17 protein-coding genes are annotated in these 23,676 nt (G+C 62.2%); 9 read left to right on the top strand and 8 right to left on the bottom strand.

All coding sequences use genetic code 11. From position 1 onward, the window contains the following. Positions 1-50: 50 nt before the first annotated feature. Positions 51-1,163, bottom strand: a complete 1,113-nt coding sequence (locus B5E41_RS08685) for an acyl-CoA dehydrogenase family protein (RefSeq protein WP_088392788.1) — start codon at positions 1,161-1,163, stop codon at positions 51-53. Positions 1,164-1,366: 203 nt separating this feature from the next. On the opposite strand from B5E41_RS08685, the gene B5E41_RS08690 reads away from it, so the two are divergent. Next, positions 1,367-2,104, top strand: coding sequence for a metallophosphoesterase family protein (locus B5E41_RS08690; protein ID WP_088393231.1), 738 nt, complete (start codon positions 1,367-1,369; stop codon positions 2,102-2,104). Between the two features lie 133 nt (positions 2,105-2,237). Here the strand turns inward: B5E41_RS08690 and B5E41_RS08695 are convergent, their stop codons facing one another. From B5E41_RS08695 to B5E41_RS08705, 3 genes are all read right to left on the bottom strand, one after another. After that, the gene (locus B5E41_RS08695) at positions 2,238-5,423 is read right to left on the bottom strand and encodes an efflux RND transporter permease subunit (protein ID WP_088392790.1); all 3,186 of its coding nucleotides are present in this window, start codon (positions 5,421-5,423) and stop codon (positions 2,238-2,240) included. Beyond that, positions 5,420-6,598 (bottom strand): efflux RND transporter periplasmic adaptor subunit, encoded by a 1,179-nt coding sequence (locus B5E41_RS08700; protein ID WP_088392792.1) that lies wholly within the window; start codon positions 6,596-6,598, stop codon positions 5,420-5,422. Before B5E41_RS08700 ends, B5E41_RS08695 begins: the two co-directional genes overlap by 4 nt. Positions 6,599-6,857: 259 nt before the next feature. Then, positions 6,858-8,399, bottom strand: a complete 1,542-nt coding sequence (locus B5E41_RS08705) for a cation:proton antiporter (protein WP_088392794.1) — start codon at positions 8,397-8,399, stop codon at positions 6,858-6,860. Positions 8,400-8,629: 230 nt separating this feature from the next. On the opposite strand from B5E41_RS08705, the gene B5E41_RS08710 reads away from it, so the two are divergent. The 3 genes from B5E41_RS08710 to B5E41_RS08720 are packed head-to-tail and all read left to right on the top strand — an operon-like array spanning position 8,630 to position 11,844. After that, complete coding sequence (locus B5E41_RS08710; protein ID WP_088392796.1) at positions 8,630-9,094, top strand: MarR family winged helix-turn-helix transcriptional regulator; 465 nt, start codon at positions 8,630-8,632, stop codon at positions 9,092-9,094. Further along, on the top strand, positions 9,087-10,310 hold the full coding sequence (locus tag B5E41_RS08715) for an HlyD family secretion protein (RefSeq protein ID WP_088392798.1): 1,224 nt from the start codon (positions 9,087-9,089) through the stop codon (positions 10,308-10,310). Before B5E41_RS08710 ends, B5E41_RS08715 begins: the two co-directional genes overlap by 8 nt. Then, a complete protein-coding gene (locus tag B5E41_RS08720; protein ID WP_088392800.1) occupies positions 10,303-11,844 on the top strand; it encodes a DHA2 family efflux MFS transporter permease subunit in 1,542 nt (513 codons plus the stop codon). The genes B5E41_RS08715 and B5E41_RS08720 overlap by 8 nt, the downstream gene beginning before the upstream one ends. Here B5E41_RS08720 and B5E41_RS08725 read toward each other — a convergent pair whose 3' ends face one another. Genes B5E41_RS08725 through B5E41_RS08735 form a run of 3 tightly spaced genes read right to left on the bottom strand, consistent with a single transcriptional unit; the run spans position 11,845 to position 13,757 of the window. Further along, the gene (locus B5E41_RS08725; protein WP_088392802.1) at positions 11,845-12,462 is read right to left on the bottom strand and encodes a DNA-3-methyladenine glycosylase; all 618 of its coding nucleotides are present in this window, start codon (positions 12,460-12,462) and stop codon (positions 11,845-11,847) included. It lies immediately after the preceding gene. 48 nt (positions 12,463-12,510) lie between these two features. Beyond that, positions 12,511-12,825: a hypothetical protein gene (locus B5E41_RS08730; RefSeq protein ID WP_088392804.1), complete on the bottom strand. Its 315-nt coding sequence runs from the start codon at positions 12,823-12,825 to the stop codon at positions 12,511-12,513. Between the two features lie 23 nt (positions 12,826-12,848). Further along, positions 12,849-13,757 carry a LysR family transcriptional regulator gene (locus B5E41_RS08735; protein ID WP_088392806.1) on the bottom strand — a complete coding sequence of 303 codons (909 nt, stop codon included), beginning with the start codon at positions 13,755-13,757 and terminating at the stop codon, positions 12,849-12,851. A 115-nt stretch (positions 13,758-13,872) separates the two neighbouring features. Between B5E41_RS08735 and B5E41_RS08740 the strand changes: the two genes are divergently transcribed. Next, a complete protein-coding gene (locus B5E41_RS08740) occupies positions 13,873-14,616 on the top strand; it encodes an SDR family oxidoreductase (RefSeq protein ID WP_088392808.1) in 744 nt (247 codons plus the stop codon). 246 nt (positions 14,617-14,862) lie between these two features. On the opposite strand, the gene B5E41_RS08745 is transcribed toward B5E41_RS08740, so the two are convergent. Beyond that, positions 14,863-15,774: a LysR family transcriptional regulator gene (locus B5E41_RS08745; RefSeq protein WP_088392810.1), complete on the bottom strand. Its 912-nt coding sequence runs from the start codon at positions 15,772-15,774 to the stop codon at positions 14,863-14,865. A gap of 163 nt (positions 15,775-15,937) precedes the next feature. Between B5E41_RS08745 and B5E41_RS08750 the strand changes: the two genes are divergently transcribed. The 4 genes from B5E41_RS08750 (at position 15,938) to B5E41_RS08765 (ending at position 23,371) form a co-directional block, all read left to right on the top strand. After that, positions 15,938-16,753, top strand: coding sequence for an alpha/beta hydrolase fold domain-containing protein (locus B5E41_RS08750; protein WP_064804572.1), 816 nt, complete (start codon positions 15,938-15,940; stop codon positions 16,751-16,753). Between the two features lie 46 nt (positions 16,754-16,799). Beyond that, positions 16,800-17,990 carry an efflux RND transporter periplasmic adaptor subunit gene (locus B5E41_RS08755; protein WP_088392812.1) on the top strand — a complete coding sequence of 397 codons (1,191 nt, stop codon included), beginning with the start codon at positions 16,800-16,802 and terminating at the stop codon, positions 17,988-17,990. 117 nt (positions 17,991-18,107) lie between these two features. Continuing rightward, positions 18,108-21,308, top strand: coding sequence for an efflux RND transporter permease subunit (locus B5E41_RS08760; RefSeq protein WP_088392814.1), 3,201 nt, complete (start codon positions 18,108-18,110; stop codon positions 21,306-21,308). 278 nt (positions 21,309-21,586) lie between these two features. Then, positions 21,587-23,371 carry an IlvD/Edd family dehydratase gene (locus tag B5E41_RS08765; RefSeq protein ID WP_088393233.1) on the top strand — a complete coding sequence of 595 codons (1,785 nt, stop codon included), beginning with the start codon at positions 21,587-21,589 and terminating at the stop codon, positions 23,369-23,371. Positions 23,372-23,676 lie beyond the last annotated feature (305 nt).

Below are 23,676 nucleotides of genomic sequence, written 5' to 3' on the forward strand. Positions count from 1 at the left end.
GACGCTTCGATTTCATACGGCCTGGAGCGCCGCGCTGTGTCGTTCAAGGCTCATCTCGACATATGGTCGCCGGCTCGGTGCAGCAATCGATCGCGCGGCAGGGACAGCGCGTGGATGCGTGCATTGCGCCAATGGCGGTCGAGATTGAGGCCGATGCCGGTTGAAGCTTCGCCCGCGAGTTCGAACAGCGCATTTGCGGCGCCGAGGGCCGTTTCCCCGGCAGTGATTGCGGCCGCCGAGGCGGAAAAATAGGCATCCGCCATCGCAGCCTCTACAGGATTGACCTGGGCAATATCGAGTTTGCGGCCCGCCCGCTCCAGAGCTGCGGCCGTGATTTCGATGCCGACGGCGTGTTCGCCGAGCCGGGAGGGGGAGACGGTGCGATCGCCAATGGCTGTCATCAGGTCGGCCCATGCGGCCCGCGCGATGCCGAGGCCTACGCCCGCCTTGAGTAGCAGCCCGAGCGAAATGCCCGTCGAGTATCCGGACGAGGGGGGCGGCGCGATTGCGCCGGCATCGACATGAACTGCGCCGGCGATCGTCGTTGCCGATCCATTGGTGCGCTGGCCGAAACCGTCCCAATCATCGACCACCTGCACGTCCTCGCTGTTGCGGCTGAGGTAGAGCGTCACTGGGCGGCCGGGCGGAAGTGTGAGGGCAGCGGCAATCCAATCGGCATAGAGAATACCGGGCGCCGGCCGCATCCGCCCGCTCAGACGGTACCCCGGTCCTTCGGCCGACAGCTCGCTGCCGTCGGCGACGGTTGCGCCGGCGAAGCGGTCGCCGAGCAGTACACGGGCAAACAGCGATGCCTTTAGATCCTCAGTCGCCTGGGTGCGGAGGGTTTCCAGGACGGAAAAGTGATTTTCCAGGGTCTCGCCGATCGAGGCGTCGGCCTCAGCAATGATCGCGATGATTTCGGCAAGCAGGGCGTTCGGCACGTCGAGCCCTTCATACTCCGGCGGAACAGAGATTGCCGTCAGTCCCGATATCGACAGCGCGTCGAGCTCGGCAAAAGGCAGGATGCGGTTGATATCGCGCTCGCTTGCCTGTTGACGGAATGTGTCGGCGAGGTTGCGAGCCGTAGATACCGCCTCCTCTTCGTTTTCGATGCGGCGTGCCGGCGGCCTGATGCGGTCTTGAAACTGCGATACTGTTCCCATCGCTCACTCTTTCCTCGACGGGTGACAGGAGTGAGGGATTTTCCTCCGGATGATAAGAACGGTTTTTCCAGAAAAACCCAAAGCTTCGAATTTTCTCACCAACTTGATCGCCTCGCCTTGCACTCTACTTATGGTTAACCGGGGCTATCCAGTTGAGGAATATGATGGGTGAAGCACTTGCTCGCCATAGCGAGGTTTGGAAAATGGGGCGCCAGCCGAGACCGCGCCTGACGCTGGATATCGCCGAGATTCCAACCTATGCAATCGGCGACATTCACGGTCGCTACGACCTGCTTTTGAAAGCCGAGGAGGCGATCCTGCAAGATGGCGCGCGATTGCCCGGGCAAAAGCTGATCGTGACGCTCGGGGACTATATCGACCGGGGTCCGGAATCGGCGCAGGTCATCACTCACCTCATGGAGCCGCCGCCTGATGGTTTCGACCGTATCTGCCTTGCCGGCAATCACGAGATCGCCATGCTCGATTATGTCGACGGCTGGCTCCCTTATGATGACTGGATGCGGATGGGATCGGCGGAATCGCTTAAATCCTATGGGCTCGATCCGGAGCATCTGCCGCTCGTCTTTCCCTCCGGCGCGCAGCTCGACGCCTTCCTGCGGCAGTCGCTGCCGCATACGCACATCGATTTTATGCGGGCACTGCCCATCATGCTGGATACACCGAGCGTGGTCTTCGTGCATGCCGGCATTGATCCGATGCTGCCGCTCTCCGCGCAGACGGAGGAGGACCTGGTCCTTATCCGCCACCGCTTTCTCGAAAGCAGGGTTCCTTTGCCGAAGCTCGTCGTGCACGGCCATACGCCCAGCGACGAGCCCGACATTCGCCCGAGGCGGCTCAATCTCGATACACGCGCCTTTCGCAGCGGCAGGCTGACCGTCGCACGGTTCTGGCAGGGCCGGGTGCATCTGTTTTCCACCTGACATCGTCCCCGCGAGACTGTATCACTAAAGCGCGTCGCGATCTTTCAGATTCCTCCTGCGCTTTAGGTCTTAGTTTTCACGCGTGTCGTTGCCGCAAAACCGCTGCACACTTTTGCGCGACAGGCTAGAGTGATCAGACCGTCTCCCTTTCAGTCGGAAGAGCTTCGACCGGCCTTTCAACCGAGCGCTTGCGGCGCCAACCGCGCAGCACGACGTAGAAAACCGGAGTGAGGAACAGGCCGAAGAGCGTCACGCCGAGCATGCCCGAGAAGACGGCGGTGCCGAGCGACTGGCGCATTTCGGCGCCGGGGCCGGTGGCGATGGCAAGCGGCAGAACGCCGAAGATGAAGGCGAATGCGGTCATCAGGATCGGGCGCAGGCGAAGATGACTGGCCTCGATGGCGGCCTCCACCGGCGACTTGCCTTCCTCTTCCGCCTGTCTGGCGAATTCGACGATCAGAATGGCGTTCTTGGCCGCCAAGCCGATCAGGACGATCAGGCCGATCTGCGTCAGGACGTTGTTGTCCATGCCCCTGAGCGACACCCCGATCAGTGCGGCGAGTACGGCAAGCGGGACGATGAGGATGATCGCCAGAGGCAGAACCCAGCTTTCATATTGGGCCGCCAGCGCCAGGAAGACGAAAACGACGGACAGGGCGAAGATGTAGACGGCGGTGTTGCCGGTATGGGTTTCCTGATAGGCAAGCTCCGTCCATTCGAAGGTCGTTCCGGGCGGCAGGATTTTGGCCGCCAATGCCTCCATTTTCTTCAGAGCATCGCCCGTCGAGGTACCGGGCGTCGGATTGCCCTGCAGCGGCACCGAAACATACATGTTGTAGCGCTGAACGAGCGCCGGGCCGCTGGAGTCCTGAATGTCCATCAGTGTGCCGAGAGGCACGAGCGCGCCGGTCGCGGAGCGCACCTTCAGGGCGAGAATGTCTTCCCGGTCCATGCGATATTGCCGGTCGGCCTGGGCGCGAACCTGGTAAACGCGGCCGAACGCGTTGAAATCGTTGACGTAGGCGACGCCCAGATTGATCGAAAGCGCGTTGAAGATATTGGGGATCGGCACGTTCAGGAAGCGCGCCTTGTCGCGGTCGATGGAGAGGAAATATTGCGGGCTGGCATCGGAGAACGTCGTAAAGACGCCGGTCAGCCCCTCGGTCGTTGCTGCCGCCCCCATCATCTGACGGGCAAGGCCGAGCACGCGCGTCATATCAGGGTTTTCGAGGTCGGAGATCTGCATCTTGAAGCCGCCGGAGTTGCCGACGCCGCGTACGGACGGCGGCGGGATGGCAATGATGAAGGCTTCCTGGATGCTTTGCAGCTTGCCGAAGAGCTCGCCGATGATCTTGTTGGCGTTCTCTCCGCCTTCCTCACGTTCGGCGAAGGATTTGAAGGGGACGAAGACAACGCCGGAATTCGAGGCATTGGTGAAGGTCGCGCCGCTGAAGCCGGCAAATTGCACGGCGTTGCCGACGCCGGGTACGGTGCGGGCGATGTCACCCACCCGTTTGATGACGGCGTCGGTACGCGCAAGCGAGGCGCCATCGGGAAGCTGCACGACGATGATTGCATAACCTTGGTCCATGGTCGGGATGAAACCCGAGGGAACACGGGTGGTCATGTACCAGGTTGCGCCGAGAAGGGCAGCGAAGGCGACCATCGAGCAGGTCAATCCTACCCAGCTGCTGACCAGGTGCCGGACGGTCCACGAATAGCCGGAGCTCATCCGGTCGAAGCCGCGGTTGAAGCCGTTTGCAAGGCCAGCCCCCAGACGCGACGCGATGCTCTTGCGCTTCTTCTCGTGATCATGGGCCTTCAGCAATATGCCTGCGAGCGCCGGCGAAAGCGTCAGGGAATTCAAGGCCGAGATCGCAGTTGTCACGGCGATCGTCACGGCGAACTGCCTGTAGAACTGGCCTGATATGCCGGGGATGAAGGCCGTCGGCACGAATACGGCGATCAGCACCAGCGAGATCGCGACAACCGCGGTTCCGACTTCGTCCATTGTGACGTGAGAGGCCTGCTTCGGCGTCATGCCGCGGGCGAGATTGCGCTCGACGTTTTCCACCACGACGATTGCGTCGTCGACGACGATGCCGATCGCCAGCACAAGGCCGAAGAGTGTCAGCATGTTGAGAGAAAAGCCGAAGGCCAAAAGCACCGCGAAGGTGCCGATCAGCGAGACGGGGATGGCGACGATCGGGATGATCGCGGTGCGCCAGGATTGCAGGAAGACGAGAACGACGATCGCCACCAGGATGGCCGCTTCGACGATGGTTTTATAGACCTCGTTGATCGAGGCCGAGATGAATTCGGTCGTGTCGTAGACGATGCGATACTCGAGACCCTCCGGGAAATTCTGGGAGATGTCCTTCATGAGTGCCTGGACCTGATGGGCCGTATCCAGGGCGTTGGTTCCCGGCCGGGCGAAAATGCCAAGCGCAACCGCCGGATCGTTGTTGAGGTAACTATTGGTGACGTAGTCCTGCGCGCCAAGCTCGATGCGGGCAACATCCTGCAACTGCACGAGCCGGCCCGATGTCGTCGATTTCACGATGACATAACGGAATTCGCGCACATCGGAGAAGCGTCCGTCCGTGCGCACCGTATATTCGAAAGCGTTCCTGCCTGTGACCGGCGGCGCGCCGATCTTGCCACCCGAGACCTGGACGTTCTGGTCTCTCAAGGCGGAGACGACGTCGTCGGATGTCATGCCGTAGGCGGAGAGTTTTTCCGGATCCAGCCAGATTCGCATCGAATATTGACGTTCGCCGAAGACCTGCACGTCGCCGACGCCATCGAGGCGCACGAGCACGTCACGGATGCGGTTACGGGCGTAGTTCGAGACGTAAAGCTGGTCATAGCGGTGTGATGGCGACAGGAGGTGCACGACCATCATCAGGTCGGGCGAGCTCTTGTCGGTGGTCACGCCGAGCCGCTGGACCTCCTCGGGAAGGCGGGGCAGCGCGATGGAAACGCGGTTCTGGACGAGCACCTGGACCTTGTCGAGATCGGTGCCGAGCTTGAAGGTGATCGTCAGCGAAATGGCGCCGTCGGCGCTGGAATAGGAAGACATGTAAAGCATGTCTTCGACGCCGTTGATCTGCTGTTCGAGCGGAGTTGAAACGGTGTCGGCGATGGTTTGCGGGTCGGCGCCCGGATAGGAGGTGCGCACGACGATGGTGGGCGGCGCGATCTCCGGATATTGGGCGACCGGCAGCTGTGTATAGGCGATGCCGCCGACAACGAGGAAGAGGATCGAGATGACGGCGGCAAAAATCGGCCGGTCGACGAAGAAATGCGCGAACCTCATTGTGCGCTCTCCGCGTTTGCGGCCTCCGGCGCTGTATCCTGCCGCTCCTGCGGCAGTTCGCTCATCTGCGGGGTGATGGTCGAACCGGGCCGGGCGCGTATCACGCCGTTGACGATGATGGTTTCGCTGCCGTCGAGACCCTCGCGTATGACGCGATAGCCATAGAGCCGTGGTCCGGGTCGCACGGGCTTGGTCGAAACCTTGCCTTGCGCGTCGACGAGATAGACGACGCGTTCATTCTGGTCCGAGCCGATCGCTTCGTCGGGGACGAGAACCGCCTTGTAAGTGTTGGAAGCTTCGACCTGAACACGGCCGAAGAGGCCGGGCTGGAGGATGAAATCGGGATTTGGAAGACGGGCGCGGATGCGGATGGTGCCGCTCTCGTTGTCCACCCGGTTCTCGGCGAAATCGAGCTTGCCCTTGAAGGGTTTGGCGGTCGGGTCCGAGATTGTGACGGAAACATCCACGCCGCCGCCGCCCATTTGAAGGTCCTTGCCCTGCTTGCGCGCGGTGTCGGCGAAATTCAGCAGGCGGCGCTCATCCACATCGAAATAAAAATCGATCGGATCGAGGGAAACAATGGTGGTGAGCACGGTCTGATCGGCCTGCACCAGGTTGCCCGGCGAGATCAGGCGGCGATCGATGCGGCCGCTGAGCGGCGCTTTGATCTCGGTATATTCAAGATCGAGAGCCGCGCGGTCGGCTGCCGCCTGCGCGCCGCGGACATTGGCCTCGGCCGACTCGAACTCGCGGCGTCGGTCGTCCAGCGTCTGGGCGGACTGGCTGCCGCTCGATGCGAGCGATTGGGCGCGCTTGTACTGCGCATCGGCAAAAACGAGAGCGGATTGCGATGCTTCGAGCGCCGCCTTCGCCTGGTTGAGTGCTGTTATGAACGGCCGCTGGTCGATGACGAAGAGCAGGTCGCCCTGCTTGACCAAGGCGCCATCTTCGAAATGAACTTCCTGCAGGTAACCGCCGACGCGGGAGCGGACGGAGACTTCGTCAACCGGCTGAAAGCGGCCGATGAACTCGTCATTGTCGACGACATCGCGCACCACGGGTTTTGCGACGGTGACCGGAGGGGGGGCAGGCGGTGCGCCCTGCGCCATCGCTGCCAGAGGCATCGACATCGCAAGAGAGCCGAGCATCAATATCCGTCGAAGCGCGTAAGTCATACCGGTCCCTCCAATCTCGACGGCCGATCGACTGCCGCCGAACCTAAGATGAAGTGGTGTTATCCTTGTCTTGCTGCTTTGAACGAAGGCCTTTGCCTCCGTGATTACCCGGGCGTCCAATTCTGGAAAGGAAGGCCGGCATGCAATGCAAATCGGAAAAATCGTAACGCTATGCAACTGGATATAAACGGCAGCGGCGAAAAATAGCAAATGCCAATTGGCTGCTCTTGCGCAATCCGTCGAAACTTCATGGACGGCGTCAGCTCTCGACGATTTCGTCGCGGCCGGGCGGCAGGACGGCGAGCTCTGCCCAGTCGAGCTCCTGTTCCAGCGTATGGAAAACATCGTCGTCGATCTCGCCGGCGCGGCGCATCGCGGCCAGTTTGCGCCGTTTCGCACCGATGACATTGCGGCGCTGTTTGTCGAGCCTGCTGACCTCGCGCGGGTGTCTTCCGTCGGCAGCAATCTCGCGCTCGGAGGTGTAGACGTCGCGCAGGATTCGGGTGGATTTGTCCTCGCCTTCAAGCTCGGCAAGAGCCGCGTCGATCAATGCCACGCGGGCTTTGGTGAGATCGCGGTTCAGGGATGTGTCCGGATCGAATTTCAGGAAGCGGATCAGCGGCCCGAGCGTCAGCCCCTGGACGATGAGCGTGCCGAGAACGACGGCCAGCGCGCTGAGCAGGATGATGTCGCGATCATGGAAGTCGATCGGCAGGGCGAGCGCAGTTGCCAGCGTGACGAGACCGCGCATGCCGCACCAGCCGGCAAGCAGGCTCGCGGCAAATGTGGGAGCGGCTTGCGTCGTGAGACCGCGCTCGGCAAGGAAGGTGATGACGCGGTTATAGACGAGCACCCAGGCCAGGCGCACGGCGATGACGGTGACGAAGACTGCGATTGCCAAGGTGATCGCAAAATTCAGCCGAGCGGGATCGAGATCGAGGACGATCTGGCGAACCTGCAAGCCCATCAGCAGGAAGGCGAGCACATTAAGCAGGAACACCGCGGCTTCCCAAACCGAATAGGAATGAATGCGGTGGCGGGCCGTCTGCCGCTCCGGCATGTAGCGGGCGATCACCATGGCATATGCGACGATCGCCAGGATCGCCGAAAGGTGCAGTCGCTCGGCGATGATCCAGGTGCCGAAGGTGGCGACGAACTCGAGCAGTGTGCCGCCGAGCGTGCCGGCGAGCTTCAGACCAACGATCATGTAGAGACGGCCGAGAAGATAGCCGAGGACGAGACCGCCCGGCGCTGCCAGCGTCAATTCCGCCAGAATGCCGGTGAAGAAGGCGGGATTGGTGGCGGCCGCCACTGCGGCGCTGAAGATGAGGAGGGCGACGGCATCGTTGAGCAGGCTCTCGCCCTTGAGGATTACATAGGTCTGGCGCGGCAGATTGAAGCGGTCGAGCATGACGGTCGCCGCGACCGCATCCGGCGGCGCGACGATGGCGCCGAGTGCGACGGCCACCGCAAGCGGCAGGCCGGCCATTGCGACGCCGACGGCGGCGACGGCCGCGGCCGTCAAAATGACGGCAATTGCGGCAAGCGAAAAGAGCGGCAGCCAGTTGCGCCTCAACGTCCTCGGCGGCAAATCGTATGCGGCATCGAAAAGTACGGGTGCGATGAAAAGCGCCAGCGCCAGCCTGGGATCGATCGCCACCTCCGGCGCCCACGGGAAGGCAGCGACAATGATGCCGGCGATCGCCAGCATGGTCGGATAAGGCACACGGAACTTCCTGGAGAATTGCAGGAAGATGATCGCCACCAAGAGCAGCGTCAGCATGCTTTCGAAGAACGCCATAGGCCCTCCAGACCATTTCAGCGGATAGTTCTTGCCGGAAACTAGGGCCAGGCGATGCCGCGGCTACCGTTAGAGCCTAAAGCTGTGAGGGACCGCAAGCTGCCGGCCGCGGCCTGCGGCATTTTGGCCGCGGTTGCAGAATCTGCGGCTTACGCTCTTGTCCGAGCGTCTGCGCTCAATATATGTGAGCACATTATAAGTTTGCTTATAAATATCCGGCATAGGTTTCCATGAACGCCACGCCCACACTCGGTTTCCTTCTCCACGATGTCGCACGACTGCTGCGCAAGCGCTTCGAGCAACGTGCTAAGTGTCTTGGGCTGACACGGTCGCAATGGCAGACGCTCGCCTATCTCTCGAACAACGAGGGCATCCACCAGAGCGGCCTTGCCGAAATTCTCGAAGTCGAGCCGATCACGCTGGTGCGCATTCTCGACAAGCTCGCCGAACGCGGGCTCATCGAGCGCCGCCAGCATCCGACCGACCGGCGGATCTGGCTGCTTTACATGCGCGACGAGGCGCATCCTCTGCTCGCCGAAATGCGCGAACTTGGCGATGTCACCCGCAAAGAGGCGCTGGAAGGTGTCTCCGCCGAGCAGCGCGAGCAGCTTTTTCATATCCTGTCCATAATGAAGACCAACCTGGTCCAGGCATGCCGGACCCCGGTTGACGAAAATGAGATGAACGATGGCTGATCAATCTCCCCTGCGCGTCATTGCCGACGCCAATGCCAAGTCTCCTATTGAAGAAAATGAAGCGAAACAGCAGGAAACGGTAGCCGAAGCGCCTTCGTCCAATTCAGCGCCGGCTGCTGCCGTGGCTGCGCCTGGCGGCAACAAGGTCCGCCGCCGGCGCAGTTTCACGCGGCCCGTTCTCTTCGCCCTGCTGCCGGTTGCGCTCGTCGTCGGCGGTTACTACTACGTCAATGGCGGTCAGGTGATGTCGACCGACAACGCCTATATCCAGGCCGATATGGTCGGGGTCACCACCGATGTCTCCGGCATCGTCGACCAGATCGACGTGCATGAGAACGAGGCGGTCAAAGCGGGGCAGGTGCTGTTCAGCCTGAGGATCGAGTCCTTCAAGATCGCACTTGCCGGCGCCGAAGCGCAGCTCGGCGTCCAGCGCAACCAGATCATGAACCTCAAGGCGAGCTATCAGCAGTCGCTCGCCGAGATCGTTCAGGCGCAAGCGGACCTGCCCTATTACCAGGATCAGTTCGACCGGCAGCAGAACCTCGTCAACAACGGCAGCGCGACGCAATCAGCCTATGACGAAGCCAAGCACAATCTCGAAGCCGCGCAGCAGAAGGTTGCCGTCGCCAAGGCGGAAGCCGCAACGACGCTCGCCCAGCTCGGGGGTTCTGCCGACCAACCGGTCGAAGAAAATCCGCTTTACCTGCAGGCCAAGTCGAATGTCGACAATGCCCGGCGCGAACTCGACAACAGCGTCGTCAAGGCGCCCTTCGACGGCATCGTCACCAATGTCAATGCGCTGCAGGTCGGCTCCTACCTGCAGGCTTCGCAGCAGGCCTTCTCGCTTGTCGCCACCGATCATCTGTGGATCGCCGCCAGCCCCAAGGAAACCGAGCTCACCTATGTCAAGCCAGGCCAGACGGCCACGATTTACGTCGACACCTATCCCGGCGTGACATGGAAGGGCAAGGTCGAGAGCATCAGCCCCGCGTCGGGCTCCAGCTTCTCGCTGCTGCCGGCGCAGAACACCACCGGCAACTGGGTTAAGGTCGTGCAGCGCATTCCGATGCGCGTTAGCATCGAGGATGCACGAGGCAAGCCGCCGCTGCGCGTCGGCATGAGCACCGTGGTAGATGTCGATACCGGCCATGCCCGCGGCCTGCCCGATTTCGTCAACAAGCTTCTGGACCGGCCTCAGGGCGGGGATGATGAGTAACGCTTCCGCATCTCCTGCTGCCCCCGTCGCCAATCGCGGTGCGATCACGGCCTGCGTCATTCTCGCCGTCATCATGCAGGCGTTGGATACGACGATTGCCAATGTGGCGCTGCCCTATATCCAGGGCAGCGTGTCGGCCTCCGCCGACCAGATCAACTGGGTCCTGACCTCCTACATCGTCGCGGCGGCGATCATGACGCCGCCCTCAGGTTTCCTTGCCGCCAAGTTCGGCCGCAAGCGTGTGCTGCTCGTCGCAATCGCCGGCTTCGTGGTCGCCTCCGTTCTCTGCGGACTGGCGCAATCCTTGAACCAGATCGTCGCCTTCCGCCTGTTGCAGGGCCTGTTCGGCGCATCGCTGGTGCCGCTTTCCCAGGGCATTCTTCTCGACATCTATACGGTGGAGGAGCGCGGCTCGGCTATGGCGCTTTTCGGCGTCTCGGTCATGGTCGGGCCGGTGCTCGGCCCGGTCATCGGCGGCTGGCTCACCGACAACATCAGCTGGCGCTGGGTGTTCTATATCAACGTGCCGATCGGCGCGCTCGCCTTCATGGGCATCGTCGTCTTCGTTAGCGAGACCAAGCGGGATGCGCTCGCCAAACTCGACTGGTTCGGCTTCGGGATGATGAGCCTGTTCATCGCCGCGCTGCAGCTCTTCCTCGACCGCGGCGAGCAGCTTGACTGGTTCTCTTCGGGCGAGATCATGGTCGAAGCGATTGTCTGCGCCGCCGCATTCTATCTGCTTCTGGTACACACGCTGACCGCAGAGAAATCCTTCGTCAATCCGAAGCTGTTTCTCGACCAGAACTTCACGGTCAGCATGATCTTCATCTTCGTGGTTGGCGTGACCTATCTCGCCTCGCTGGCGCTGATGACCCCCTATCTGCAGACGCTGATGGGCTATCCCGTCATCACCGCCGGCATCGTCATGGGGCCGCGCGGGCTCGGCACCATGCTCTGCATGTTCATTGTCGGGCGGCTGATCGGCAAGGTCGATACGCGCTTGCTCTTGGTGCTCGGTTTCGGCCTGACTGCCTGGGCGATGTACGATATGACGGGCTGGACGCCCGATGTTTCGCAATGGACGATCGTCTCGGTCGGCTTCATCCAGGGCGCCGGCCTCGGCTTTCTCTTCGTGCCGCTGACGACGGTCGCCTTCGCCACGCTGCCCGCCCATATGCGTGGCGACGGTACCGGGCTCTACAATCTGTCGCGAAACATCGGCTCGGCGGTCGGCATCTCAATCGTCTCGGCACTGATCGTCGAGAACACACAGAGCAATCACGAGTCGATCGCGGCCTATGTGACGCCTTTCAACCACGCCTTCAATGCGGTGGCGGCGCAAGGGTTGAGCCCCCTGACGGCCGCCGGCCGCGCTTCGCTCAACGAGATGATCACCCTGCAATCGACGATCATCGCCTATATGGACGATTTCAAGCTCTTGATGCTGATGTCGCTCGCGGTCATCCCGCTGGCGCTGCTGCTGCGCAAGCCGAAAGCGGCGCCCGCCGTCGACCATAGCGCGGTGATGGAATAATCAGCGAAACGGTTTGCTGAGATACCGCGATCCCTGAATGCCGAAGCGCCACGGTGCTTCGGCATTTCTGGTGATGCCGATGCGTTTTCCCGAGACAACAGGCACCGGCGCAGAAGGCGTCAGCGCATAGGGCGGGCGGTCGAGCAACCTGTCGTTGATTTCGATGTCGATGCCGAGCGCCTGGCAGAGCTTGCCCGGGCCGCTGCAGAGCGCCGTCAGCATATCGGTGCCGCGCCGCTCCGTCATGGCGGCAATTCCCGTTTCCGGCTCGAGCGCCCGGATCAACACGGCCGAGCCCGGATGGCAGACGAAGTTCAGGCACCAGTACATGCCGTAGATGCGGTAGATGTAGACATTGCCGGGCCGGCCGAACATGGCGCCGTTGCGCCTGGTAAGCCCGCGAAAACTGTGCGAGGCTTCGTCGTCGGGGAAATAGGCCTCGGTCTCGGTAATGCGGCCGCCCGCGCCATCCACTGTCAGATGGCAGCCAAGCAGGTCGCGGGCCACAGTGATCGCGTCGCGCTCGAAAAACGCCCTGAGGCCTTCGCCGGCAAGGGCGCCGGCGCCGATCGCGCCCTTTGTCATTCCACCATCGGTCATAACCGAGGCAGATAACATTCGCTGCCGGCGCCGTCATCCTAAAACCATTAGATGAGGCCGGCCGAGTCAGCGGCCGGCATTCGGATCACGCATCGGGATGGAGGATGTTGTAACCGAGACCGGATCGCTCGCCGGGAAGGAATCTTCCAGGCCTTCCTCCAGTTCCTCTTCGAGCAGGGCCGGATCCTTGCTGCGCGCGCCGTCGCCATGGACTGGTTCGATTGCTGCCGCAAGCAGGACCTTGGCGCGCGGGACCGCGTTTTCCAACGTCAGTTCGGGTGCGCTCCGCAGCGTTACGGCAATGCTGTCTTCGCCTTCACCGCCGAATTCGACGACGAAGCCGTCTTCCGTCTGGTAGACGGTGATGTCGCTGAGTGCCATGGCCCTTCCCCCAATCGCTCATATTAGCAAAGCGTGTTTTTGGAATTTTGTCGAGCGAAGACCTTCACCAGCCAATCGATGAAGACGCGCACGCGCGGCGACAGCTGGCGGTCGCGGGGATAGAGCAGGGAGACCGGCGTCGGGGTCAGCGGAAAATCCGGAAGCACTTGGACCAGCGTGCCGTCGGACAGGTCTTTTTCGGCGTGGTAGCGCGGGATCTGGATTAGGCCGAGGCCCATCCTCGCTGCAGCAACATAGCTTTCGGCGGCGTTGACGGTGACGGTCGCGGGAATGGTTATGTTGCGTGCCGCGCCATCGACGATGAATTCGAGCGGCAGCAGACTGCCGGTGCTGGTAGAGCGGAAGCCGACCATGCAATGGCCGGCAAGCCGGTCCGGATGCTGCGGCAGGCCGCGGGCGGCGACATAGGCCGGAGAGGCGAGCGTGATCTCATCAAGCATGGCGACACGCCTGATGATCATGTCGCTATCGGTCGGCGTACCGACGCGCAGCACGCAATCGATGCCTTCGCGCACCAGATCGACCAGCCGATCGCCTTCGCTCATATAGAACTCGATCTCGGGATAGGTCTCCAGAAAGGACGGCAGGCTCGGCAGCACGAAATGGCGCGCGAGCGTGCCGTGCACATCGACGCGCAGCAGGCCTTTCGGTCTGGCACCTGCAAAGGCCCCTTCCGCATCCTCGATGTCGGCGAGGATCGTCAGGCAGCGCTGGTAATAGGCCTCGCCGTCGAGCGTCGGGCTGACATGGCGCGTCGTGCGCTGGAGTAAGCGCACACCAAGGCGGGCCTCGAGCTGCTTGACCGCGTCGGTAACGGTCGAGCGCGGCAGGCCCGTGTCTTCCGCTGCGAGGGTGAAGCTGCGGCGCTCCACAATGCGGCAGAACACACGCATGGCATCGAATCTGTCCATCTTGTTGTTCGTATTCTCCGGATAGTGATACCGGAGAATGCACGATTATTCGCGACAGGAAAAGGCGCATCTTCTTCTCGTCGAAAACGCCCCTTGGCGCAGAAGGAGAAGAACAATGGCTTCCAACAAAAACAAAAAGGTCGCACTGGTCACCGGCGCTTCCCGTGGTATAGGCGCGGCCGTTGCCAGGCGCCTCGCCAGGGACGGTTTCACCGTCGTCGTCAACTATTCCGGCAGTGCGGCCGCGGCCGAGGACATCGCCCGGGAGATCGAGCAGGCTGGCGGCAGGGCGCTGACGGCGAAGGCGGATGTCAGCGATGCTGGAGCCGTCCGGCGGATGTTCGACGCTGCGGAAGGCGCCTTTGGCGGCGTTGATGTGCTCGTCAACAATGCCGGCATCATGATGCTGTCGCCGCTCGCCGAGGCTGACGACGAAAACTTCGATCGCCAGATCGGCGTCAATCTCAAGGGCACGTTCAATACGCTCAGGGAAGCGGCCCGGCGCCTGCGTGACGGCGGCAGGGTCATCAACTTTTCGACTTCGGTCGTCGGGCTGAAGCTCGAAACTTACGGCGTTTACGCCGCCACCAAGGCCGCCGTCGAAACGCTGACCGCGATCATGGCCAAGGAGATGCGCGGCCGTAACATCACGGTCAACGCCATCGCGCCCGGGCCGGTGGCTACTGATCTTTTCCTCAATGGCAAGACGGAGGAACTCATTGCCCGCATGGCGAAGATGAACCCGCTGGAACGGCTCGGCTCGCCCGAGGATATTGCCTCTGCGGTCGCCTTTCTCGCCGGCCCGGACGGCGGCTGGATCAATGGCCAGACACTGCGCGCCAACGGCGGCGTGATCTGACGAAGGCGCCCTCATCGCAATCATGTGAACGAAGATTGTAGGCCTTCCCCCTTACAATCGTGTGGAGAGTGCCTATAGTTGCTTTCTCGCGAGAGAGTGGAGTTCCCTGACGCTCTCTCCCGAACCTCCAGAGCCTGCCGCGCCCAGTCTGCGGCGCGACAGGTCCGATGTTCAAAATTTTGCGGCCCGTCGAAGGTTTCCCTTGCCCTTCCGGGCCGTCTCTGTTTTGCCGCCGCGCGACATGCTCTAGAAATCGTTCAGCTTGGCCTCGACCAGGAGCTTGACCAGCCAATCGACGAAGACGCGGACCTTGTTGCTGAGGTGGCGGTTCGGTGGATAGACTACATAGAGCGGTATCGGATCGCGGCGCCAGTCCGGCAGCACGCGGATGAGTTCGCCCCGCCGCATCGGTTCACGCGCCATGAAGGTCGGCACCTGCGCGACGCCGAGCCCCGTCAGGGCCGCGGTCAGATAAGTGCGGCTGTCATTGACCGAGGCGATGCAGCGCGGGGTGGTCTCGACCATTTCGTTGCCCCTGCGAAATTCGAAGGGCAGCGTCCGGTTGTTCTGGGCGCGGAAATAATTGACGGAATAGTGCGTCGCCTCAAGATCCTCCGGCCGTTCGGGCATGCCGAATTTCTGGATGTAGCTCGGCGAAGCGCAGGTGATCAGTTCCATCTCCGAAACCCGCCGGGCGATCAGTGACTGATCGGTGGGCGTGCCGGCCCGCAGCGCGCAATCGACGTTTTCGACCAGATAGTCTACCGTGCGGTCGCCGACCCCCAGGTCCAGACGGATATCGGGATAACGCTGGTAGAAGTCGCAAAGTGCTGGAACGACAATGGCGTCGGCAAAAGCGCCGCTCATTTCGATGCGCAACCGCCCGCTCGGCAGGCTTTGCGAATTGGAGAGGCTGCCATCGAGTTCCTCCAGCTCGGAGATGATCTGGGCGGCGCGTTCGTAATAAAGTGCGCCGTCCGTGGTCACCATGACCCGCCGCGTGGTGCGGTTCAGGAGCTTGGTGCGCAGATGCGCTTCGAGGCCCTGAATGAGGTTGGTCACCGTCGCCTTGGGCATGGCGAGCATGTCGGCGGCGCGGGTGAAATTGCCCGTCTCCACGACGCGGATGAAGACGCGCATTGCCGAGAGCTGATCCATCGGTTTCAAGTCCGCAGTTTGCGTTGCACCATTATTCGAAAATCGGAACAGTGTAATCGCGATATCGCTTCTTATTCCCTGTGCTGAATAACAATATCTTTTTTATACAAAATGCAAGCGGCGGATGTGCCTGTTTGCTCCCATGCGGAAAGAGACCGGAAGCATGACGGTGGAGTGGAAAGATATGATGCTGGACAAGGTGGCCATTGGCCCCGTTTCCGCACGTATTTACCAGGGCGCCGATTATGGCAAGGGTCCGCCGATCGTGCTTTATCTGCATGGCGGCGCCTTTCTCGACAGCGAGACCAATGTCGATCGCCCGGTGGCGATGAGCCTCGCCAAGGCTGGCGCCATCGTCGCCGCCGTCGACTATAGCAGCCTGTCCGACAACCTGTTTCCGAAGGCATTGGAAGTTTCTTTCTCGGTTTTCAGCTATCTCGCCAACAAACGTGCTGCCGGTCTTGGCGACCGCAAGTCGTTGCTTTTTGTCGCCGGTGAGGAGGCGGGCGGCAACGTCGCCGCCGGTGTGGCGCTGAAGGCGCGCGACCAGTTGCCTGATGCACTCGATGGCCAGGTGTTGATTTCGCCGCTGCTTGATCCCTTCATGGGCACGTCCTCCATCCGCAAGGCGGAAGCCGTCGGCATGCGCCAGCGCTGGACCGATGGCTGGAGTCATTACCTGAGCGGCGGCGGCTGCCATCCCTATGCGGCGCCTTGCCTCTGTTCGCGTCTTTCTGGCGTCGCTCCGGCGCTGATATTCACCGCCGAGGACGATCCTCTGCACGACGAAACAATCGGTTACGGCGCCCGCCTGAAAAAGGCCGGTGTCGGTGTTCGCCAGCATGTCCTTCCCGCCGGGACGGGCTGGGCTTCGATTTATGGTGGGAAATCCGGGGAGGCGCCCGGTTGGCAGGAACACGTCAGCCGCCATTTCGGGAGTTTCCTTCAGGACGTAAGCGTCCAACCGCAATTGCATTGAAGAAGATCTGATATTTCGGCGGCTCGAGGCCGCAAGGAGAGTACTGATGACGTCCAGAAGCAAGCGCTGGGCCCTGGTGGGCGCCGGCTTAGGTCTCATTGCGTCCGTTTCCGGCGCTGCACTGTTTTTCGAATTGCCGATGAGCACGGCTGCCACGGCCGCATCCGAATCGGCGCAGCCTCCGGCCGTGCCGGTGACAGTTGCCGTGGTCGCGGCGCACGACGTGACCGCCTGGGAAAGTTTCTCCGGCCGCCTGGAAGCGGTCGACCGCGTACAGGTGCGCTCCCGCGTCGCCGGCGCCATTCTGTCGGTGGCGTTCCGTGAGGGCGCGCTGGTCAAACAGGGCGACCTGCTGTTCACCATCGACCCGGCGCCCTACCAGGCGAGCGTGGCGCAGGCGCAAGGCCAGGTCGCTTCGGCCGAAGCCAAGGTCAGCCTGGCGCAGACCGAGCTCGATCGCGGCCGCAGACTTTCCGACAACCGCACCATCTCCCAGAGCGATCTCGATCAGCGCCAGAGCGCGCTGGCCGAGGCGCAGGCCGGCCTGCGTTCGGCGCAGGCCACCTTGCAGTCGGCCCAGCTCGATCTCGATTACACGCAGGTTCGCGCTCCGGTATCGGGCCGTATCGGCAAGATCGAGGTAACCGCCGGCAACCTCGTTGCAGCCGGATCGACCTCGCCGGCGCTGACGACGCTGGTTTCGGTCGACCCGATCTATGCGAGCTTCAACGCCAGCGAAGAGATGGTGACGCGGGCGCTTGCCCAACTGCCGCAGACCGACAGCGCGCTGCCTCCGGTCGAGCAAATCCCCGTCGAAATCGGCACGTTGGCCGACGACGGTACGCCGATCAAAGGCAAGCTGCAGCTGATCGACAACGAGGTCGATGCATCAAGCGGCACGATCGGCGTGCGGGCCGTCTTCGACAATCCGGGCGGACGCCTCATTCCCGGTCAGTTCGTGCGTGTGCGCATGGGCCAGCCGAAAGCCGAGAACAAGACCGTCATCAGCGACCGGGCCGTCGGCACGGACCAGGACAAGAAGTTCGTCTTCGTCGTCGACGGCGAGAACAAGGTGGCCTACCGGCAGGTCCAGCTCGGCTCGCTGGCCGACGGCCAGCGGGTGGTCGAAAGCGGCCTGAAGGCCGGCGAGAAGATCGTCGTCAACGGCCTGCAGCGCATCCGCCCCGGTGCCGTCGTCGTTCCGCAGATGGAAGAGAAGGTCGCGACCGCTCAGTAAGATCCCGCCTTCCCCTGCGGGGGAAGGCCGATACCCGACATAATATGACCCGCCGGCGGCGCCTCACCCGCCGGAGAGGGACATTGCATCCATGTTCACCCCGGAGAGGGCTTTGATATGAACATCTCCAGATTCTTTGTCGACCGGCCGGTCTTTGCCGGCGTTCTTTCGGTCCTCATCGTAGTTGCCGGCCTGATCGGCCTCAGGGCGCTGCCGATTTCCGAATATCCTGAAGTCGTGCCGCCATCGGTCGTCGTGCGCGCAACCTATCCCGGCGCCAATCCGAGCGTCATTGCTGAAACGGTGGCGACGCCGCTCGAAGAGCAGATCAACGGCGTCGAGGGCATGCTCTATATGTCCAGCCAGGCGACGTCGGACGGCGTGCTTAACGTCACCGTCACCTTCAAGCTCGGCACCGACCCCGACAAGGCGCAGCAGCTCGTCCAGAACCGCGTTTCGCAGGCCGAGCCGCGCCTGCCGGCGGAAGTCCGTGCACTCGGCATCACGACGGTCAAGAGCTCGCCCGACTTCATCATGGTCGTCAACCTCGTCTCCGACGGCGACAGCCACGACATCACCTATCTCCGCAACTACGCGACCCTCAACATCAAGGACCGGCTTGCCCGTATCCCCGGTGTCGGTCAGGTGCAGGTCTTCGGCGCCGGCGATTATTCGATGCGCGTCTGGATCGATCCGCAGAAGGCGGCCGAGCATGATCTCGCCGCCAGCGACATCAGCAACGCCATCAGCTCGCAGAACGTCCAGGCGGCCGCCGGTATCATCGGCGCCTCGCCGAGCCAGCCGGGCGTCGACCTGCAGCTCAACGTGAATGCGCAAGGCCGCCTGCGCACGCCGGAAGAATTCGGCAGCATCATCGTCAAGACGGGCGCCAATGGCGAGATCACCCGTCTTCGCGATGTTGCCCGCATCGAGCTTGGCGCCGCCGACTATACGCTGCGGTCGCTGCTCGACGGCAAGCCTGCCGTCGCCGTGGCCGTCCTTCAGGCGCCCGGTTCGAATGCGATCGAAATTGCCGACAATGTGCGCGCGACCATGGATCAGCTGCAATTGGCGATGCCCGAGGGCGTCAAATACGAGATCGTCTACGATACGACGAAATTCGTGCGCTCTTCGATCGAGAAGGTTATCGACACGCTGCTCGAAGCCATCGCGCTCGTCGTCCTCGTCGTCATCGTGTTCCTGCAGACATGGCGCGCCTCGATCATCCCGCTGATCGCGGTTCCGGTCTCGATCATCGGCACTTTCGCGGTCATGTATGTCTTCGGCTTCTCGATCAACGCGCTCAGCCTTTTCGGTTTGGTGCTGGCGATCGGTATCGTGGTGGACGACGCGATCGTCGTAGTCGAAAACGTCGAACGCAACATCGAACACGGCCTGTCGCCAAGAGCCGCCACCTACAAGGCGATGAAGGAAGTGTCCGGTCCGATCATTGCGATTGCGTTGGTCCTCGTCGCGGTTTTCGTGCCGCTCGCCTTCATCTCCGGCCTGTCGGGGCAGTTCTACCGCCAGTTCGCTCTGACGATCGCGATCTCGACCGTCATCTCCGCCTTCAACTCGCTGACGCTGTCGCCTGCGCTCGCCGCCCTTCTGCTGAAGGGCCACCATGCGCCGAAGGACTGGCTGACGCGGTTCATGGACGCGGTCTTCGGCTGGTTCTTCCGCGGCTTCAACCGCGTCTTCGGCGCCGGTTCGAATGCCTATGGCCAGGGAGTGGGCGGCCTGGTGTCACGCAAGAGCATCGTCATGGTGGTCTATCTGGCGCTGGTCGGTGCGACCTACAGCATGTTCACCACGGTTCCGGGCGGCTTCGTGCCGTCTCAGGACAAGCAGTATCTGATCGGCTTCGCCCAGCTGCCGGATGCGGCAAGCCTCGACCGCACCGAGGATGTCATCAAGCGGATGACCGACATCGCCTTGAAGCAGCCGGGCGTCGCCAATGCGATCGCCTTCCCCGGCCTGTCGATCAACGGCTTCACCAACTCGTCGAATGCCGGCATCGTCTTCGTGACGCTGAAGGATTTCGAGGAGCGCAAGACGCCGGATCTCTCCGGCGGCGCCATCGCCATGGCGCTGAACCAGAAGTTCGGGGCGATCCAGGACGCCTTCATCGCCATGTTCCCGCCGCCGCCAGTCAATGGTCTCGGCACGACCGGCGGTTTCAAGCTGCAGATCGAGGATCGGGCGGGTCTCGGCAATCAGGCGCTCGACGAGGCGACCAAGGCGGTGCTTGCCAAGGCCTATCAGACGCCTGAGCTTGCCGGGCTGTTCTCGAGCTTCCAGATCAACGTGCCGCAGCTCTATGCCGATCTCGACCGCGCCAAGGCCGAGCAGCTCGGGGTTTCAGTCACCGACGTCTTCCAGACGCTGCAGATCTATCTCGGTTCGCTCTATGTCAACGATTTCAACGCCTTCGGCCGCACCTACAGCGTCCGTGTGCAGGCCGACGCGAAATTCCGCGCCCAACCGGAGGATATCGGCCAGTTGAAGGTTCGTTCGGCATCGGGCGAGATGATACCGCTGTCGGCCCTCTTGAAGGTGGAGCCGAGCACGGGGCCGGAGCGGGCGAACCGCTACAACGGCTTCCTCGCCGCCGATATCAACGGCGGTCCGGCGCCGGGCTTCTCGTCTGGTCAGGCCCAGGCGGCAATCGAAAAGATCCTTCGCGAGACGCTGCCGTCCGGCATCGATTTCGAATGGACGGATCTGACCTATCAGCAGATCCTTGCCGGCAATTCGAGCGTGGTCGTCTTCCCGCTTGCCCTGCTGCTGGTCTTCCTGGTGCTGGCCGCCCAGTACGAGAGCCTGACCCTGCCGCTGGCGATCATCATGATCGTGCCGATGGGCGTGCTGGCGGCTCTGACAGGCGTCTGGCTCACCGGGGGAGATAATAACATCTTCACCCAGATCGGCCTTGTCGTCCTTGTCGGCCTATCGGCGAAGAACGCGATCCTCATCGTGGAATTCGCCCGCGAACTGGAGTTCGAGGGCAGGACGCCGCGGGAGGCGGCGGTCGAGGCCAGCCGCCTTCGCCTTCGCCCGATCCTCATGACCTCCATGGCCTTCATCATGGGCGTCGTGCCGCTGGTCGCCTCCACAGGCGCCGGCGCGGAAATGCGTGCGGCCATGGGTGTCGCGGTGTTCTCCGGCATGATCGGCGTCACCTTCTTCGGCATCTTCATGACGCCAGTGTTCTATGTGCTGCTGCGACGGCTGACGGGCAACCGTCCGCTCATCCAGCACAAGCCGGACGAACACAAGGAGGAAGAGGCGGAGGTCATCCGGCTCGCGGCGGAATAGACGGAATTCAACCTTCCTTTGTCGAGTAAATCGGGCGGGAACTTCGGTTCTCGCCCGTATCGTTTTCTGGCCCCCGACGAAAATGCGTTACGTTCATCAAAACGGTTGCAACCGTGAACGAGGGGACTATCAAAGACGGGTAGCAGCTGGGAGGATCGGCGCGGGCCTGCATAAGCAAAGCCGGCAAAGCCGGCGCGCTTGCGGAAGTTGGTGAGGCGGACTGCAGCGCTCCGCTTCTCGACTTCGACGAGAAGAGTGGCCGATCGGGAAGGATAATGATGACGGACCGCCAACCGAAGAATCGCCGCCTGCGTTCGCAGGATTGGTTCGACAATCCCGATCATATCGACATGACGGCGCTCTATCTCGAGCGTTTCATGAATTACGGCATCACCCCGGAAGAGCTGCGCTCGGGCAGACCGATCATCGGGATTGCTCAGAGCGGCAGCGATCTGACGCCCTGCAACAGGGTGCATGTCGAACTCGCCAAGCGCGTGCGCGACGGCATTCGCGATGCAGGCGGCATCCCGATCGAATTTCCGACACATCCGATCTTCGAGAACTGCAAGCGCCCGACCGCCGCCCTCGACCGCAATCTCGCCTATCTCGGCCTCGTCGAAATCCTTTACGGCTATCCGCTCGACGGTGTCGTGTTGACAACCGGCTGCGACAAGACCACGCCTTCGGCGATCATGGCTGCTTCGACGGTCGATATTCCGGCCATCGTGCTCTCCGGCGGGCCGATGCTCGATGGCTGGCACGAGGGGGAGCTGGCCGGTTCCGGCACTGTCATCTGGCGGATGCGGCGGAAATATGCTGCAGGCGAGATCGATCGGGAGGAGTTTCTACAGGCAGCGCTCGATTCGGCTCCATCCGTCGGCCACTGCAATACGATGGGCACAGCCTCAACGATGAATGCCTTGGCGGAAGCACTCGGCCTATCGCTCACCGGCTGCGGCGCCATTCCGGCCGCCTATCGCGAGCGGGGGCAGATGGCCTACCGTACCGGACGGCGCGCCGTCGAGATCGTGTTCGAGGATCTGAAGCCATCGGATATCCTGACGCGAGCTGCCTTCCTCAATGCGATCCGCACCAATTCGGCAATCGGCGGATCGACCAATTCGCAGCCGCATCTGGCTGCGATGGCCAAGCACGCCGGCGTCGAACTTTATCCCGATGATTGGCAGGTGCACGGCTTCGATATCCCGCTTTTGGCCAATGTCCAGCCCGCGGGCGCCTATCTCGGCGAGCGCTATCACCGCGCCGGCGGCACGCCGGCGATCATGTGGGAGCTGCTGCAGGCCGGAAAACTCGACGGCGACTGTCGAACGGTGACGGGCAGGACGATGGCCGAAAACCTCGACGGGCGGCAGGCCAGCGACCGCGAGGTCATCCGGTCCTTCGACGAACCGCTGAAGGAGCGGGCGGGCTTCCTCGTTCTCAAGGGCAATCTCTTCGATTTCGCGATCATGAAGATGAGCGTCGTCTCGGAGGATTTCCGCCAGCGTTATCTTCTGGAGCCCGGGCGGGAAGGTGTCTTCGAGGGCAGGGCGGTGGTTTTCGACGGTTCCGAGGATTATCACAAGCGTATCAACGACACTGAACTCGGCATCGACGAGGATACCATCCTCGTCATCCGTGGAGCGGGACCGCTCGGCTGGCCGGGTTCGGCCGAGGTCGTCAACATGCAGCCGCCGGATCATCTGTTGAAGCGCGGCATCCGCAGCCTGCCGACGATCGGCGACGGCCGTCAGTCAGGCACCGCCGACAGCCCCTCGATCCTCAACGCATCACCGGAAAGTGCGGCCGGGGGCGGCCTCGCCTGGCTTCGCACCGGCGATATCATCCGCATCGACTTCAACCAGGGGCGCTGCGACATGCTCGTCAGCGACGCCGAGATCGAGCGGCGCAAGGGTGACGGTATTCCGCCGGTGCCGGCGGATGCGACGCCGTGGCAGCAGATCTACCGCCGTTTGGTCACGCAACTGTCGGACGGCGCGGTTCTGGAAGGGGCTTCGGAGTTCCGCCGGATCGCAAAAAAACCGCCTCGGCACAACCATTGATCTGGCGCAGGGCAGCGATAGTGGCTGATTCCGAAATGCTTCCTCGTCCTCCGGGTTGAGTAAGCGAGAGATTTCGGCGCGACATTTATTCGCGCCGGCAGGAAGATTATTGGGCGCCAAGTAATTTTCTTGAGCTTGCAACGGCATTGTTTCATGGTAATGCGGAAACGAAGCTTACTGCATTGCATCGAAAACGTTTATACGCGTGGTCAGGACCATCGGCGCTGCTTCTCGATCATTCTCAGGTGCGATCGGGGAGCGGTGATCTGACAATTGCTTAGCCGTTGGCGGGATGGACTTGCGGG

Origin of the sequence: Rhizobium esperanzae (genome assembly GCF_002204185.1) — a bacterium.
In the GTDB taxonomy this organism is placed as follows: Bacteria; Pseudomonadota; Alphaproteobacteria; order Rhizobiales; family Rhizobiaceae; genus Rhizobium; species Rhizobium esperanzae.

Bases quoted from the DNA above. Each gene is read 5' to 3' on its own strand.
- B5E41_RS08685 (WP_088392788.1), bottom strand. From the start codon at position 1,163: ATGGGAACAGTATCGCAGTTTCAAGACCGCATCAGGCCGCCGGCACGC.
- B5E41_RS08690 (WP_088393231.1), top strand. From the start codon at position 1,367: ATGGGGCGCCAGCCGAGACCGCGCCTGACGCTGGATATCGCCGAGATT.
- B5E41_RS08695 (WP_088392790.1), bottom strand. From the start codon at position 5,423: ATGAGGTTCGCGCATTTCTTCGTCGACCGGCCGATTTTTGCCGCCGTC.
- B5E41_RS08700 (WP_088392792.1), bottom strand. From the start codon at position 6,598: ATGACTTACGCGCTTCGACGGATATTGATGCTCGGCTCTCTTGCGATG.
- B5E41_RS08705 (WP_088392794.1), bottom strand. From the start codon at position 8,399: ATGGCGTTCTTCGAAAGCATGCTGACGCTGCTCTTGGTGGCGATCATC.
- B5E41_RS08710 (WP_088392796.1), top strand. From the start codon at position 8,630: ATGAACGCCACGCCCACACTCGGTTTCCTTCTCCACGATGTCGCACGA.
- B5E41_RS08715 (WP_088392798.1), top strand. From the start codon at position 9,087: ATGGCTGATCAATCTCCCCTGCGCGTCATTGCCGACGCCAATGCCAAG.
- B5E41_RS08720 (WP_088392800.1), top strand. From the start codon at position 10,303: ATGAGTAACGCTTCCGCATCTCCTGCTGCCCCCGTCGCCAATCGCGGT.
- B5E41_RS08725 (WP_088392802.1), bottom strand. From the start codon at position 12,462: ATGTTATCTGCCTCGGTTATGACCGATGGTGGAATGACAAAGGGCGCG.
- B5E41_RS08730 (WP_088392804.1), bottom strand. From the start codon at position 12,825: ATGGCACTCAGCGACATCACCGTCTACCAGACGGAAGACGGCTTCGTC.
- B5E41_RS08735 (WP_088392806.1), bottom strand. From the start codon at position 13,757: ATGGACAGATTCGATGCCATGCGTGTGTTCTGCCGCATTGTGGAGCGC.
- B5E41_RS08740 (WP_088392808.1), top strand. From the start codon at position 13,873: ATGGCTTCCAACAAAAACAAAAAGGTCGCACTGGTCACCGGCGCTTCC.
- B5E41_RS08745 (WP_088392810.1), bottom strand. From the start codon at position 15,774: ATGGATCAGCTCTCGGCAATGCGCGTCTTCATCCGCGTCGTGGAGACG.
- B5E41_RS08750 (WP_064804572.1), top strand. From the start codon at position 15,938: ATGACGGTGGAGTGGAAAGATATGATGCTGGACAAGGTGGCCATTGGC.
- B5E41_RS08755 (WP_088392812.1), top strand. From the start codon at position 16,800: ATGACGTCCAGAAGCAAGCGCTGGGCCCTGGTGGGCGCCGGCTTAGGT.
- B5E41_RS08760 (WP_088392814.1), top strand. From the start codon at position 18,108: ATGAACATCTCCAGATTCTTTGTCGACCGGCCGGTCTTTGCCGGCGTT.
- B5E41_RS08765 (WP_088393233.1), top strand. From the start codon at position 21,587: ATGACGGACCGCCAACCGAAGAATCGCCGCCTGCGTTCGCAGGATTGG.